5 protein-coding genes are annotated in these 16,848 nt (G+C 62.2%); 1 reads left to right on the top strand and 4 read right to left on the bottom strand.

Features of this window, described 5'->3' with window-relative positions; translation table 11 throughout:
* Positions 1–73: 73 nt before the first annotated feature.
* Entirely contained in the window at positions 74–13,072 is a 12,999-nt protein-coding gene (locus AB4O45_RS04630; protein WP_460161127.1) for a non-ribosomal peptide synthetase, read from the bottom strand.
* A gap of 370 nt (positions 13,073–13,442) precedes the next feature.
* On the opposite strand from AB4O45_RS04630, the gene AB4O45_RS04635 reads away from it, so the two are divergent.
* A complete protein-coding gene (locus tag AB4O45_RS04635) occupies positions 13,443–13,997 on the top strand; it encodes an RNA polymerase factor sigma-70 (RefSeq protein WP_008088195.1) in 555 nt (184 codons plus the stop codon).
* Positions 13,998–14,105: 108 nt separating this feature from the next.
* On the opposite strand, the gene AB4O45_RS04640 is transcribed toward AB4O45_RS04635, so the two are convergent.
* The 3 genes from AB4O45_RS04640 to AB4O45_RS04650 all read right to left on the bottom strand — a co-directional run bounded on the left by AB4O45_RS04640 (position 14,106) and on the right by AB4O45_RS04650 (position 16,719).
* Positions 14,106–15,119: a GNAT family N-acetyltransferase gene (locus AB4O45_RS04640; protein WP_460161128.1), complete on the bottom strand. Its 1,014-nt coding sequence runs from the start codon at positions 15,117–15,119 to the stop codon at positions 14,106–14,108.
* Between the two features lie 85 nt (positions 15,120–15,204).
* On the bottom strand, positions 15,205–16,002 hold the full coding sequence (locus AB4O45_RS04645; RefSeq protein WP_041478456.1) for a substrate-binding periplasmic protein: 798 nt from the start codon (positions 16,000–16,002) through the stop codon (positions 15,205–15,207).
* 93 nt (positions 16,003–16,095) lie between these two features.
* Positions 16,096–16,719, bottom strand: coding sequence for a TetR/AcrR family transcriptional regulator (locus tag AB4O45_RS04650; protein ID WP_041478455.1), 624 nt, complete (start codon positions 16,717–16,719; stop codon positions 16,096–16,098).
* Between the last annotated feature and the right edge of the window lie 129 nt (positions 16,720–16,848).

The following is a 16,848-nucleotide window of genomic DNA, read 5'->3' on the forward strand; positions in this document are numbered from 1 at the left end:
ACAAGATTTGTGCTCACCGCAAAAACTGTGGGAGCTGGCTTGCCAGCGAGGGGCCGGCCCAGGCGCCGGAGAACTACAACCCCTCCAACTCCGCCATCAGATCATTCAACCGGTCAACCTTCTCCTCTGTAATGTCGCTGGCCGCCAGCCCATCGATGTATTCGGCCAGTTCCTCCACCGTGCTGCACTCGAACATCGCGCGCAGCGGCACGTTGCGTTGCAGGGCTTTTTGTACCCGCGAAGCGATCTGCGTAGCCAGCAACGAATGCCCGCCCAGTTCGAAGAAGTTGTCGCGCACGCCGACCTTTTCCACTTTCAGCACCTCAGCCCAGATATCAGCCAGGGTCTGCTCCAGCTCGTTGCGCGGGGCCAGATAATCCTCGCTCTGCAACTGACCGATCTCCAAGGCCGGCAAGGCTTTGCGGTCGAGTTTGCCGTTGGCATTGAGCGGCATCTGCTCCAGCCATAGCCAGTGCAGCGGCACCATGTATTCGGGGAGTTCGGCACGCAGGCGCTGCTTGATCCGCTCCAGGCGTTCGCCCGGGTTGAGCGCTGCGTCGGCCGCGACCAGATAACCGACCAGATGCTTGCCGTTGACGCCCTCCTGCACACCAACCGCAGCGTCACGCACTTCCGGTTGTTCATGCAGGCGCGCTTCGATTTCACCGAGTTCGATGCGGTAGCCGCGAATCTTCACCTGATGATCGACGCGGCCGACATATTCCAGCACGCCGTCCGCGCGGCGCCGCGCCAGGTCACCGGTGCGGTACAAGCGCTCGCCCGGCGCGCCGAACGGATTCGGCACAAACACCGGCGCGGTGCGCAGCGGATCGCTGACGTAACCGCGACCGACGCCGGTGCCGGCAACACATAACTCACCCACCGCGCCCAAAGGCACCAGATCCAGCGCGCCATCGAGCAGATACAGCAAGTTATTGTCGGTCGGCGTGCCGATCGGCAAGTAACTGCCGCGCGTCGAGGCCATGTCGACACGGAAGAACGCCACGTCATCCGAGCATTCCGCCGGGCCGTAAGCATTGACCAGACCAATATCCGGGTAACGCAGCAGCCATTGATGGGCCAGTTCCGGCGGCATCGCTTCACCGGTCGGCAGCATCCACCGCAAGCCGTCGAGGCTCAGACGCTCGGAGCCGAGCATGCCCTGAATCAGCGACGGCACACTTTCGAGCACGGTGATGCCCTGCGCCTGCACATGCGCCAGCAGACCTTGCGGATCGTGGGCAATCGCGTTCGGCACGATGTCGACCCGCGCGCCGAACAATGGTGCGGCGAGGAACTGCCAGACGGAAATGTCGAAGCTTTGCGAGGCGGTCTGCGCAATCACATCGGCCTCGATCAAGTCGAGGTACGGACGTTTGCTCAACTGGTTGTTGAGCATGCCGCGCTGCTCGACCATCACGCCTTTAGGCAGCCCGGTCGAACCCGAGGTGTAGATCACATAGGCGAGATTATCCGGGCCACTGTGGATGCCCGGATTGTGCGTCGCTGCCGCCGACGCCTGCACCTCTTCCCACACCAGCAGGCGTGGACGATTCGAACAGCCAAACTCCTCGAGCAAGGTCTGCGCCTGTTCACGGCAAGCGGCGCTGCACACCAGCAACGGCGTGCGGCTCAGCTCAATGATGCGACTCAGACGCTGGCTCGGCAGGCCCGGATCCAGCGGCAGATAACCAGCGCCGGCCTTGAAGCTGCCGATGATCATGCCGAGCAGGTCGAGATTACGCTCGGCGAGCAGCGCCACCGGTTGATCCATGCGCACACCGGCAGCGACCAGGGCATGGCCGAGGCGGTTGGCGTTGTGATTCAGTTCGGCATAGCTCAAATGCTGATCGAGGCAACTGGCGGCGATGCGCTGCGGATGCGCCGCGACCTGCGCTTCGAACAACGCCACGTAGCTTTGCTCCAGCGGATAGTCGTGGCCGCTCTGGTTGCAACCGTGCAACAGGAAGTCGCGTTCTTCGTCGCCCAGCAGCGGCAAATCGGCCATGTCGCCATGGAAACCGTCGACCAGCGCCAGCAGCAGGCGCTTGAACTCATTGAGCATGCGCTCGACCGTCGATTCGTCGAAGTAACGCTGGTCATACGACAAATGCAAGCCAAGGTCATCGCCCGGGTAACACACCGCCGTCAACGGGAAGTTGGTGTGGGTGCGGCCTGAATCCGAGGTCGCATTCAGGCTCTGTGCACGATCAAGCACCGAGACTTCCACCGGGGCGTTTTCGAAGACGAAGAGGCTGTCGAACAGCGGCTGGCCTTTGGGCAATTCGCTCTGCTCCTGGATATTCACCAGCGGCAGGTATTCGTACTCGCGCAGTTGCATGTTGCTGTCGAGCAAAGCGCTGAGCCACTGGCGCACGCTGCTGCGCTGATCGTCCGCAGGCATCTTCACCCGCAGGGCAACGCTGTTGATGAACAGGCCGACGGTGCGTTGCATTTCCGGCATCTCCACCGGCCGCCCGGCCACAGTCACGCCGAAGAGCACGTCGCGATCGCCGCTCAGACGCCGCAAAACCAGAGCCCATGCAGCCTGGGCGAAGGTGTTGACGGTCAGTTGATGAGCCTGCGCAAGTTCCCGCAGCCGCATTCCGTCCTCGACATTGAGGCGGGTGTAGCGGTCGCCGACGATCATGCCGCCGCTTTCGCCAGCGTGCTCGCGCAAAAACGGCCGGTCGCTCGGGATCGGCGTGGTGCGCTCGAAACCTTGCAGATTCTGCCGCCACCACTGCCGCGCCTCGGCCAGGCTCTGGCGTTGCAGCCAGCCGATGTAGTCGCGATATCGCGGCGGCACGCTCAACTGCGCTTCACGACCTTCACCGAGGGCGGTGTAGATCTCGAAAAAGTCGTTCATCAGCAGCGAACGGCACCAGGCATCGATGAGGATGTGGTGGTTGCTCATCATGAACCAGTAACGCGCCGCGCCGACCTTGATCAGGCGCAGGTGAAACGGCGCCTGATTGAGCAGATCGAACCCGGCTTCGCGCTCGCTTTTCAGCAGCGCTTGCAGCTGTGGTTCCTGCTCGGTTTCGGCGACGGCGCTCCAGTCCAGATACTCGATCGGCGTGCGCCCCGGCGTGTGAATCACTTGCAGCATGTCTTCGCCAACGTTCCAGCAGAACGAAGCGCGCAATGCTTCATGACGAGCGATCACCGCTTGCCAGGCCTGGGCGAAACGCTCGGGGTCGAGCTCGCTGTTGATGCGATATCGATCCTGCATGTAGTACAGACCGGTGCCCGGCTCGAGCAAGGTATGCAGGAGCATGCCTTCCTGCATCGGCGTCAGCGGGTAGACATCTTCGATGTGCGCGGCCGGCACCGGCAGCGCATCGAGTTGCGCCTGAGTCAGTCTGGCTAGCGGGAAGTCCGATGGCGTCAGGCCGCCGGCGCCCTCTTGCAGACAATGGGCGATCAGGCTTTGCAACTCACCGAGGTAGGCGGCGGCCAGATCGTTAATGGTTTGCACCTCGTAACGCTCGGCACTGAAAGTCCAGCGCAGCAGCAATTCACCACCGTAAATCTGACTGTCGACACTCAGCTCGTTGGGCAACGGCGCCTGCGGATCGTGGGCTGCACCGATTGGCTCATCCAGCGGACGGAACAGCACATCGCTGCCGAAGCTCTGGTCGAACTGGCCGAGGTAGTTAAAGGTGATCGGCGCCTGTGGCAGCGCGGCCATGCTCTGGCGGCAGCCGTCATCGGCCAGATAACGCAACACGCCATAACCGAGACCTTTATGCGGAACGGCGCGCAATTGTTCTTTGATCGCCTTGATCGAAGCGCCCTGCCCGGCGGCCTCTTCGACATTGTGCGGAGTCAGGCGCAGCGGATAAGCGCTGGTGAACCAACCGACGGTGCGGGTCAGATCGATCTCGTCGAACAAGGTTTCGCGACCGTGTCCTTCCAGTTGAATCAGTGCCGAGGGCTGGCCACTCCAGCGGCACAGCACACGGGCCAGCGCGGTCAGCAGCAGGTCGTTGACCTGAGTGCGATAAGCGCTCGGTGCCTGTTGCAGCAATTGTCGGGTGCGCTCGGCATCGAGGCGCACGCTGACGGTTTGCGCATGACGATTCTGCCTACCGCCCTGCGGGTTTTCGCAAGGCAGATCAGCGCTCGGCCCGGCCAGTTGCGTTTGCCACCAACCGAGCTCTTCACGCAGGGATTCGCTGCCGGCATAAGCCTGCAAACGCGCGGCCCAGTCCTTGAAGGCGCTGGTTTTCGCCGGCAGTTTCAGCGGCTGCGCAGCGTCGAGTTGGCGATAGGCGGTTTGCAGATCATCCAGCAACACGCGCCAGGAAACGCCGTCGACGACCAAGTGGTGGATGGCGATGAACAGGCGTTGCTGAACATCCGCAACATCGACCAGCACCGCGCGCAGTAACGGGCCGTTGTGCAGATGCAGACTGCGTTGCGCGTCGGCGAACAGGGCTTCGCACTGATCCAGCGAATCGACGCTGACTTGCCAGAGCACATCCTCATTCGTCAGCGCTTGATGCGTCGCTTGCCATGCATCATCGGTTTCAGTGAAACGCAGACGCAGCGCATCGTGCTGTTCGATCACTGCCAGCAAGGCTTGCTGCAATCGTTGCGGCTCAAGGCGCACAGTCGGTTCCAGCAACAGCGCCTGATTCCAGTGCTGACGCTGGGGAATGTCCGTATCAAAGAACCAGTGCTGAATCGGTGTCAGGCGCGAGTCGCCGACCACCAGTCCTTGCTCGGCCGTCACCTGCTCGGTGCGACTGGCAACGGCGGCGAGGGTCTGCACGGTCTGGTGCTGGAACAGGTCGCGCGGGCTGAAATGAATGCCCTGCTGACGCGCGCGACTGACCACCTGAATCGACAGAATCGAGTCGCCGCCGAGTTCGAAGAAGTTATCGTTGAGGCCGACCTGCCTGACGTTGAGCACGTCGCACCAGATCTGCGCCAGGGTCTGCTCAAGCTCGTTGCTTGGCGCGACATAGTCCTGACGATTGAGCTGTGGGTCCGGCGCCGGCAAGGCGCGGCGGTCGAGTTTGCCGTTGGCGGTCAGCGGCATGCTTGCCAGCAGCATCAGGTGGGTCGGCACCATGTAGTCCGGCAGTTGCGCCTTGAGGTGCGACTTGAGCGCTTCGCGAAGTTCAGCCTGTTGCGCTTCGCCTTGCCCGGCGACCTCTGTAACGAGGTAACCCACCAACTGCTTGCCACTCGGCGCATCCAGCGCCAGCACCACCGCTTCGCGGATCGAAGGGTGATCGAGCAGGCGCGTTTCGATTTCGCCCAGCTCGATGCGGAAGCCCCGGATTTTCACTTGATGGTCGATCCGCCCCAGATACTCGACCAGACCATCGGCACGCTGGCGCACCAAGTCGCCGGTGCGGTACATGCGTCCGCCATCAGCGGCAAACGGGTCAGCGACGAAACGCTCGGCGCTGATGCCCGGACGGTCGTGATAGGCCTGGGCCAGACCGGCGCCACCGACGAACAGTTCACCGGTCGCGCCTTGCGGCACCACGGCCAGATCGGCGTCGAGAATGTAGGCGACCCGCGACCCGATCACGCTACCGATCGGCACACTGCCCGCGCCCTCTTCCAGCACCTGCGGCGCCAGACTGGCCAGCGGCATGACCACGGTTTCGGTCGGGCCGTAAGCATTGAAAAACTGCGCCGGTTGGAATGCCGCGCGAATGCGCTGCAGATGCTCGCCGGTCAGCGCCTCACCGCCGGTGATGATCATGCGCACCGGCAGGACTTCATTTTGGGTCGCGAGGAACTGCGCCAACTGGCTGCCGTAGCTCGGCGTGAAACCGAGGACGTTGATCCGATGCGTGCGAATCAAGCCGCAGATTTCTTCCGCGCCCCACTGCCCTTGCGCCCGCAGTACCACCTGCGCACCGCTGAGCAGCGGCACCAGTAGACGTTCGGTGGCAGCGTCGAAGTTGATCGAATAGAAATGCAGTTCACAGTCGTCCGGGCGCATGCCGAAGCGCTCGATCACGGCCTGGCAGTGCATGGCGATTTCACCGTGGGAGACCACCACGCCTTTCGGTTTGCCGGTCGAGCCGGAGGTGTAAATCAGATAAGCCTGATGTTGCGGCAGGCTGATAAACGGCAACTCGCTGGCCGGGTAGTCGGCCAACCCGGCGCTGTCATCTTCCAGACACCAGCGCGCCACGCTTGGCGGCAACTCACCGAGGGCTTCGAACATCGCCCGATCGCTGAGCAGCAGGCCGATGCGACTGTCTTCGATCATGTAATGCAGGCGGTCGAGCGGGTATTCCGGATCCAGCGGCACATAGGCGCCGCCCGCCTTGAGAATCGCCAGCAGGCCGATGACCATTTCCAGCGAACGCTCCAGCGCCAGACCGACCCGCACTTGCGGGCCGACCCCGCGTTCCCGCAGCGCCCAGGCCAGACGATTGGCACGGGCATCGAGTTCGGCGTAGCTCAGGGTCTGCCCAGCGAAAGTCAGTGCTGGTGCGTCTTTGCGCGCCAGTGCCTGTTCGGCGAACAGGTGATGGATGCACTGATCGAGACGATGCTCGCCCGGCTCGATGCCGAGGCTGTCGAGCAGCTGCTGTTGCTCAGGCTTATCGAGCAGCGGCAGTTCACTGAGGCGTTGCTGCGGATCAGCGATCAACGCTTCAAGCAGGTTGCGCCAGTGCCTGGCCATGCGCGCGATGGTCGGCTCGTCGAACAGATCGGTGCTGTAAGTCAGGCAGCAGCCGAGGCGATGGTCGAGGTCGGTGACTTCCAGATTGAGATCGAACTTGGTCGCCCGCGCATCGTTGGCCAGGTACTCGACGGTCATCCCAGCGAGCGTGCGGCTCTGCTGGAATTCCCAGCGCTGCACGTTGCACATCACTTGGAACAGCGGGTTGTAAGCCGCGCTGCGTGGCGGCTGCAAGGCTTCGACCAGATGATCGAACGGCAGATCCTGATGGGACTGGCCTTCGATGACGGTGTGGCGCACCTGCTCGAACAGTTCGCCGACCGACATCTGCCCGTCGAGCCGGCAACGCAGCACTTGGGTGTTGAGAAACGCCCCGATCAGCCCTTCGCTTTCCGGGCGAATGCGGTTGGCCACCGGCGCGCCGATGCGCAGGTCGGTCTGGCCGCTGTAGCGGTACAGCAATGTGGCGAGCGCGGCGGCCATGGTCATGAACAACGTCAGACCGTTTTGCGCATTGAATGCCCGCACCCGCGCGGCGAGATCGTCGCTCAGATCGAAACGGAACAGCTCGCCCTGATGGCTCTGCACCGGTGGACGCGGACGGTCGCCGGGCAGTTCGAGGAGCGGATGTTCGCGACCGAGCTGCGCGGTCCAGTAATCGAGCTGGCGCTGGCGCTCGCCGGACTCCAGCCAGTTGCGCTGCCAGACGCTGTAGTCGAGGTATTGCACCGGCAGCGGCTCAAGCGGCGAGGCACGCTCATCGACGAACGCTTCATACAGCGCGCTGAGTTCACGGGCAAAGATGTCCATCGCCCAGCCTTCGGTGACGATGTGGTGCAAGGTCAGGACGAAGTAATGCTCGTGCTCGGCGGTCTTGACCAGACAGGCGCGCAGCAGCGGACCGGTTTCCAGATCGAACGGCTGGTGCGCTTCTGCATCGGCCAGTTGCTGGACTTGTAGCTCCCGGACTTCTGCCGGCAGGCTGGAGAAATCTTTCCAGCCCATGCGCACGCCGGTCTCGGCATGCACCTGTTGGCGGGCGACGCCGTCAATGCTGGGGAACGTAGTGCGCAGGGTTTCATGACGCAGGATCAGTGCCTGCAACGCCGCCTCGAAATGCTCGACGTGCAGCACGCCGCGCAAGCGCGCCATGCCGCCGACGTTGTACGCCGGGCTGTCCGGTTCCATCTGCCAGAGGAACCACATGCGCTGCTGCGAATAGGACAACGGCACCGCTTGGCTGCGGTCGACTTTGCTGATCGGCAGCTGGGGGTTGGTGCGGCCGCTGACCTGGATCAGGCGAATCTGTTCGGCGTAATCGCCCAGTTCGCTGTGCTCGAACAATGTGCGCAGCGGCAGTTCGACGTCACAGGCCTGACGTGTGCGCGAAATGATTTGCGTGGCCAGCAGCGAATGACCGCCGAGGGCGAAGAAATCATCGCGCAGGCCGATCTGCTTCAGACCCAGCACTTCGCGCCAGATCGCGGCGATTTGTTGCTCCAGTTCGCTGACCGGCTCGACATGTTCACGCACCTGCCATTGCGGCTCGGGCAAGGCGCGGCGGTCGAGTTTGCCGCTGGGGCTCAGCGGCATCGCATCAAGGCGCAGCAATTGTGCGGGCACCATGTATTCCGGCAGCTCGGCAGCGAGAGCAGCTTTCAGCCGAAGAATTTGCTCATCGGCATTTTCCTGCGCATCGCTCGCCGTGAAGTAGCCGATCAGTTGCGCACCGGCAGCGGTTTCCCGCACCAGGACTACGGCCTGGGCGACGCCATTTTGCGCCAGCAGTCGTGCCTGGATTTCTTCCGGCTCAACGCGAAAGCCGCGCAGCTTGACCTGCTGATCGAGACGACCGAGGTATTCGATCACGCCATCCGAGGACCAGCGCGCACGGTCGCCGGTGCGGTACAAACGGGCGCCCTGCTCGCCCAGTGGATCGACGACAAAACGCTCGGCGGTCAACGCCGGACGACCCAGGTAACCGCGAGCCAGACCAATACCGCTGATGCACAGCTCGCCCGGCACGCCTGCCGGCACAGGATTGAGATCGGCATCGAGAATGCGGCAGATCACATTGCCCAGCGGCCGGCCAATCGGCGAGCGCTCGCCATCGGCGGCACTGCAATGCCAATGGGTGACGTTGATCGCGGTTTCAGTCGGCCCGTAACGGTTGTGTAACTGCACCGCCGGCAGTTGCGTCAGCACACGGTTGCGCAACTCGGCGGGCAAGGCTTCACCGCCGGAAAACACCCGGCGCAGGCTGGTGCATTCGGCACTCAGCGGCTCATCGATGAACAGCGCCAGCAGCGGCGGGACGAAGTGCAGCGTGGTCACGCCGTATTGCTGGACCCGTTGCGCGATGCGATACGGGTCACGGTGCTCACCGGGCGCGGCAAGCAACAGCCGCGCGCCGGTGATCAGCGGCCAGAAGCATTCCCACACCGAGACGTCAAAGCTGATCGGCGCTTTTTGCATCAGCACGTCGGTTTCGTCGAGGCGGTACGTGTCCTGCATCCATTGCAGGCGCTCGGCCAGCGCGGCGTGGGTGTTGCCGACGCCTTTCGGTTGCCCGGTGGAACCCGAGGTGTAAATCACGTAGGCGAGGTTGTCGCCTTGCAGATGCAGGCCCGGTGCCTGGCTCGGCCATTTATCCAGGTGCAGCGCATCCATGGCGATCACGCTGACGCCATCGCTGGCCGGCAGACGCTCGAGCAATTGCGTCTGGGTCAGGAGCAGTTCGACGCCGCTGTCGCGGAGCATGTATGCAAGTCGTTCGGCCGGATAATCCGGATCAAGCGGCACATAGGCGCCGCCAGCCTTGATGATCGCCAGCAGGCCGATCAACAGTTGCGGCGAACGCTCGGCGGCGATGGCCACGCACACGTCCGGACCAACACCTTTGTCGCGCAGGTAATGGGCGAGCCGGTTGGCTTGCGCGTGCAGCTCGGCAAAATCCAGACGACCGCCGTCCCACACCAGCGCGGTGCGTTGCGGGGTGTTGCGCAATTGTTGCTCGAGCAGTTCCGGCAGCCATTGTTGCGCCGGGGTGCACGGAGCGACGCTCCAGTCCTTCTGCTGATTCTGCTCGCTGGCGGTCAGCAAGCGCAGATCGCCAATGGCCTGCTGAGGCCGTTCGCAGACCTCGCTGAGCAGATTGTGGAAATGCTCGGCCAGGCGCTCGATGGTCGCGGCGTCGAACAGTTCGCTGGCGTAGTCGAACGACAGGCTCAAACGACCGTTGCGATCCTCTTCGCTGTGCAATTGCAGATCGAACTTGGCCTCGCGGCTGTGCCACGGCAGTTCTTCGGCGAGCAGACCGGGCAGGCGCTTGAGTGCACTGAGGTCGCGCTGCTGATGGTTGAACATGACCTGGAACAGTCCCTGTTCGCGGGCCTGCGGGAACGCTTCGAGCAGTTGTTCGAACGGCAGATCCTGATGGGCCTGGGCGCCGAGTGCGGCTTGGCGGGTCTGGTTCAGCAACTCGGCAAATGTCAGGCGTGAATCGATTTGCGCACGCAACACCTGCGTATTGATGAAGAAGCCGATCAGGCTTTGGGTTTCCAGGCGCGGACGGTTGGCGTTGGGCACGCCGATGCGAATGTCGCGCTGACCACTGTAGCGGTGCAGCAAACTTTGCAACGCAGCGAGCAGAAGCATGAACGGCGTGGCTTCGTGAGCCTGCGCGGTCTGGCGGATCGCCTCGCTGAGTTCGGTACTCAAGCGCACGCTGTGGCGCGCGGCGCTGTGGTTGTGTCTGGCCGAGCGCGGGTGATCGGTGGCCAGTTCCAGTGGCGGATGTTCTTCGCCCAGTTGCGCTTGCCAGTACGCCAGTTGCCGCTCGCCCTCGCCTTGCGCCAGCCATTGCCGCTGCCAGTTGCCGTAATCGGCGTATTGCGTGGGCAGCGCTGCCAGTGTCGCCGGCGTCCCTTGGGTTGCCGCCGCGTAGAGACGCGAGAATTCGTCGAGCAGGATATTCAGCGACCAGCCGTCAGCGATGATGTGGTGCAGGGTCACCAGCAGTTGATGTTCTTCGTCATCGAGACGCACCAGTGTCACCGCCAGCAACGGGCCTTTTTCCAGATCGAACCGGGTGCGCGCCTCGTCTTCGCGAATCTGCTCGGCACGGGCTTCACGCTCGGACATTGGCAGGTCGCTGATGTCGATCAGTTGCAGGTTGAATTCGGCATCAGCGAGCACTTGCTGCAATGCCACGCCGTCACGCTCGAAGAAACGTGTGCGCAGTGATTCATGGCGTTCGATCAGTTGCTGGAAACTTTTGCGCACGGCGTCTTCGTCGAGTTCGCCACGCAGGCGCAGACCACCGGGAATGTTGTAGGCGCTGCTCTGTGGATCGAGTTGCCAAGTGATCCACAGACGGTTTTGTGCCAGCGATTGCGGCATCGGTTCGCTGCGCGACAAGGTGCTGATCGGACCTTGAGCGCTGCCGCCGTCCTGTTTTAGCTGCGCCACAGCGGCAGCGAAGGTGGACAGGGTTGGCGCTTCGAACAGCAGGCGCAGGCTCAGCTCCACATCGAGTGCTTCGCGAACCCGCGCAACCACTTGCGTGGCGGCGATCGAGTTGCCGCCGAGCAGGAAGAAATGGTCGTCGCCACTGACCTGCTTGACGTTGAGTTGCTCGGCCCAGATTTGCCCGATCAACGCTTCAAGATCCGAAGTGCTGCTGGTCGCGGTTTCCGTTGCCGCTGTAATCGAAGGGAACTGCGCGTAACTGTCGAGGCTGCCATCAGCCAGACGATTGCGGCACGCCGAGCGCTGCAGTTTGCCACTGGAGGTTTTCGGCAACGCGCCCGGATTGAGCAGCACCACCACGCTTGGCGCCTCCTGACAGGCCTCGGCCACGGCTTGGCGAATGGCTTTGATCAGCGCATCTGGCGCAAGGATTTTCTGCACGCTGCGGCTGATTTCCGCAGCGACGCCGATGCCCTCTTCGCCGTTGTGAGTGACCGCAAACGCCGCCACACGCCCCTTGCGCACCACTTCGACTTCGCGCTCGACAGTCTGCTCGATGTCCTGCGGATACAGGTTATGGCCACGGACGATGAGCATGTCTTTCAGGCGCCCGGTGACGAACAGTTCGCCGTCACGGATAAAACCCAGGTCGCCGGTGCGCAACCAGGTGCGGCCGGCGTGCTGCACGAAGGTCTTGGCGCTGGCTTCGGGGTTGCGCCAGTAACCGTGGGCGATGCTCGGGCCGGCGGCCCAGACTTCACCGACGGCATTGTCGGTCAGTTCCTCGAGCGTGTTGGGATCGACAATCAGCACCGCGTGCTCAGGCTGACTGATGCCGCAGCTCATGATCGCGCTGCCGTCGCCCGGCTCGACGCGGTTTTGCGCCAGCGCCTGATCGTCCACGCGCAGTGCCGGGATGCCGGTGCCGCGCGGCGTGCCGGCGACAAACAGGGTCGCCTCGGCCAGACCGTACGAAGCCATGAAGCTGTTTTCGCTGAAACCGCAAGCAGCGAACTTTTCCGCGAAGCGTTCAAGGGTGTCGAGGCGAATCGGCTCGGAGCCAGAATAGGCCACGCGCCATCGACTGAGATTGAGGCGCTCAAGGGCCGACTCGCTGACCCGCTCACTGCACAAACGGTAGGCGAAATCTGGCCCGCCGCTGATGGTGCCGCCGTATTCGGCAATCGCTTCCAGCCAGCGCAACGGCCGGCCGAGGAAGTACGCCGGCGACATCAGAATGCACGGTACGCCGCTGAAAATCGGTTGCAGCAGACCGCCGATCAGACCCATGTCGTGATACAGCGGCAACCAACTGACGATGACGTCGTCCGGGTTGATGTCGATGCCGAAACCGTGACGGATCAGCAGTTCATTGGCGACCAGATTGCCATGGCTGACTTGCACGCCCTTGGGCAGCGCGGTGGAGCCGGAAGTGTATTGCAGGAAGGCGATGTGCTCGGGCGGCAGTGGCGGCTCAACCCACTGTTCGGCCAGTGCGCTGTCCAGAGTGTCTACGCACAACAGCGGCGGCGCGCCGTCGATTTGTTGCAAGGCATCGCGCAGGTCGGCGCTGGTCAGCAACAGCCTGGGCTCGGCGTCGGCGATGATCGACAGCAATCGCTCCTGATGATGACGACGGGCGGATTCCGGCGGATAGGCCGGTACCGCAATCACACCGGCATACAAACAACCGAAAAACGCCGCGACGTAATCTGCGCCGCTGGGAAACAGCAGTACCGCACGCTCACCGAATCCAGCCTCGGCCTGCAACGCAGCGGCGATGGTGCGCGCGCGTTGATCCAGTTCGCGATAGCTGAGCACCACGGTCTGCTCCGGGTTTTCGGCGAGAAAACGCAAGGCCAGTCGGTCCGGCGTCAGGGCTGCGCGACGCTTGAGGGCTTGGACCAGGGTGCTGGGGAGTTCGAACGCGTCGGTCATGAGGTTTCCTGCCTGAATTCGGCTTGCAAGTGGAATCGGGTGGCTGCGTCACACCTGTCGAGAGGCGTGCGGGGCGCGGTCTGTGCCGACCGCGCAAGGCATCGGAATGCGCTGAGGCCGGGGATCTGCACCCGGGCCATTCACCAATGAGAACGGATGGAGTGGGGAAATAATTAGTCGGCAGGCACGACGTCCAGCGGGGCCAGGGTGCGGCGGCGTGTCGCAGTTCGCAAAACACATCGACTTACAGCACTACTTCTCTTTCTCATTTGACAATCATTATCATTCAACATAATTTGTCGCTCGATGTGTAGGACGGCGCCGTCCCCCGAGGCCCTCCCACTAACCTATTGGCAGCAAGGTGATTTCCATGACGGAACAAGTATCCACAAGCAGGTGCGATTCACCGCTACTTCAGGCATTCGTCGACAATCGACTGATTCTGGTCAAGATTGCAGCCCGTATTACCGGTTGCAGGTCTCGTGCCGAAGACGTGGTTCAGGATGCGTTTTTCCGACTGCAATCGGCCCCGCCGATCACGTCGTCGATCAAGGCTCAGCTGAGCTACCTGTTCCAGATCGTGCGCAACCTCGCCATCGATCACTACCGCAAGCAGGCGCTCGAACAGAAATACTCAGGCCCGGAAGAGGAAGGCTTGAACGTGGTGATTCAGGGCGCTTCGCCGGAAACTTCGCACATCAACTTCTCGACTCTGGAACACATCGCCGATGCGCTGACCGAGCTGCCCAGCCGCACCCGCTATGCCTTCGAGATGTACCGTCTGCACGGCGTGCCGCAGAAAGACATCGCCAAGGAACTGGGCGTATCGCCCACCCTGGTCAACTTCATGATTCGTGATGCTTTGGTGCACTGCCGCAAGGTCTCGGGCAGTCGGCGGGATGCGGTGATTGCGGGTCGTCGCTGAGACCGCGTCGTCTGACCAAAAAAGATCGCAGCCTTCGGCAGCTCCTACATGAGAATGCATTCCTCTGTAGGAGCTGCCGAAGGCTGCGATCTTTTGCTTGATGCGATATCAGGCCAATGGGCACCGATCAAAAAACCGCTCCCGCCACAGAATCATCAGCGCCGCGCGCTTGTGCGGAAAATCGAATTCCTTCTCGCAGTGAAAGCATTGGTTGTGCATATGCCCGATCATCTTCGCGTTGTCGGCACGTGGCTCGGCGACCACGCGCTGGGTGCGTGGATCATCGAGAAACAGGTAATGCACCAGCGCCGATAACCAGCTCGCCACTTTGTGCGGGCCGCGATGACTTTCCTCGCCGACCAGCATGTGAATGCCACGGTCGTAATCGCCGGCATCGTAGAACGGCGCGATGCGATCTTCCTTGGCCCAGTAGGCTTCGAAGTAAGCGAAAGGCTGGTCATCGAAACAGCCAATCAGCGTCAGCGTGTGCGGATCGGCCTCGAGCTTGCCGAGGTATTCGCGATGCTGCTCAAGGCTGCCCTCCTCCTGCCAGAAACTCGCCACGCGCGGGCTGTTCTGCCAGCGATTGAAGCGCGACAGATCTTCCTCGATTTCCAGCGTTCGCAAGGAAATCCACGCGCCGAGACGTGCATCGAAACGCCGATAGACTTCACCGCGCGGCTTCACCGGTCGCAGCGGATGGCGCTTGCCCTGGCTGATGACCATTTGCTGCGGATAGCTGCCGGTCAGTGACGTGCCCAGCCACGGCTGCGGCAGTTGCCAGAACAGCGTGCGCTCGCAGCGATATTCGCCGGCGACTGCGGTGTTGATCAGCAAACCACTGCGCAAGGCTTCGGTCGGTGGCTGATCGAGTTGCCAGATCAACTGCTGACACGCCGGGTCACGGGCGAACAGCCAATAACAGGCTGCCCACAAGGCGTGGCCGGGCGGCAGAGCGAAACGCTCGTCGAGCTGGATCGGGCCATTGGCCTCGCGGTCCAGGCGCAGCCGAATCAGCGGTTGCCCGTCCAGGCTCAGGCTCAGCCGGCTCTCGGTAGCATCAGCGATCAATTGACTGCCCGAGGGCAACGCCAAGGCAGTCAGGTCATTCAGATTGGACATGGGTCGGGCTCACGTAATCGTCGACAGTTCAACGAAGTGACGTGAGCCGGGAGGGGAAATTTAAGCGCGAGAGGCAATTAGCGCTTCAGTGATGAGGCGCCGGCATCACGGCAATCCTGTAGGGCTCGAAAATCCTCAGCAATTCGCCGTTGTCGCGCAAACGCTGCAACAGGTTGCCGAAGGCTTCGCCGGTGATAGGAGCGCTTGGCCGCAGAATCGCGTAATGGTGATAGATCTGATCGGTACGCTGCGACGCCAACAGCTCATCGCGGACCTTCTCGTTGCGCAGCAGGTAATCGAACAGATAGGAACGGGTGACCAGGGCAATGTCGGCGCGCCCGCGCAGGACCATCAGCAGGTTGCTGTCGTGGGAATAGGTCAGCGTCGCGTTGTAGTTTTTCGCGAGATATTTCGGGTCGGCGTTGAAGTCGGCGAATTCGTAGTGATAACCGCTGAACAGCGCCAGACGTTTGCCCGACAGGCTCGAGAAGTAGTTTTGCTGGCGGCCGTCTTCGCGTTGCGCGACAAAAATCTCGGCGTCTTCCAGGCCCATGTCGACGTCGTCGTGGGGAATGTCCTTCCAGCCCCACTCGGGGTTCTCGAAGATCGCCATATCGATGCGGCCTTGCTTGAAATCACCGAAGCGGCGCGGGATCGACGTCGGCACCAGGACGAACTGATAGTCGCTCTGCGAGCGGTTCAGTGCCTCGACCAATTGCGGCAACAGGCCGGTATCGGCGCCGTTTTCCGGGCGAATCGTATAAGGCGGGAAATGCGCGGCGCCGACCCGGACCAATTGCGCTGACTGAGCGGGCAATACCCATAACGCAGCCAGCGCAGCGAGCAGCAGCCCGGCGGCTGTCCGAATTGGCGAAGACTTCAAAACACCCCACTCCCCGAAAAAAATAGCGATCAATGCATTCAAGCTAGGCGGTTTCGCCGACTTAGCCAGTTTCCCGGCCGGTCCGACAACCGTTCAACGCGCTTCGAGGACCAGAATCAACGCTTCATCGGCGAGTTGATCGAGGCTCAAACTGCCGCCGGCACGGAACCAGGTGGTGGTCCAGGACAGTGCGCCGGTAAGGAAACGTCGGGTAATAAAAACGTCGCCGCGAATAAAGCCGGCGTCCTTGGCCTCGCCCAGAACCTGCAACCAGATGTCTTCATAAACATCACGCAAAGCGAGGACTTTAGCCTGACCGTCCTCGGACAATGAGCGCCATTCGTACACGAGCACGGCCATCGCCTCGCCACTGCCGCCCATGATCGACTGCAACTCGCAACGAATCAGTGCCAGCACCCTTTCGCGCACATCGCTCGCCTCGGCCAAGGCTGCGCGCATCAACGCGGTGTTGTAGCGGATGGTTTCCTCCATCACCGCGCGGAGAATTTCATCCTTGCTTTTGAAGTGATGAAAAATACTGCCCGACTGAATGCCCACAGCACTGGCCAGATCACGCACTGTGGTGCGCTCATAGCCTTTGTTGCGAAACAGGTGAGCCGCCACTTGCAGCAATTTGCCGCGGGCGCTGTCCGGGTCGGTCAACTGGCCTTGGTCGACCAGTTCGCGCATGACCCGCAGGGCTTTTTGCTCGTCCACCCGTTCTCTCCTACAGTCGATCAGTGTGTTGCCCCCTGTAACCGCAGGGTTGCGCGCAATTTAAGCCGCGCGCGGGCACCAAGCAAGCGCTTGGGCAGAAGAATGTTTCGCCTGTTTACAAACCAAGCG

This window comes from Pseudomonas sp. S2_B10, from assembly GCF_054668425.1.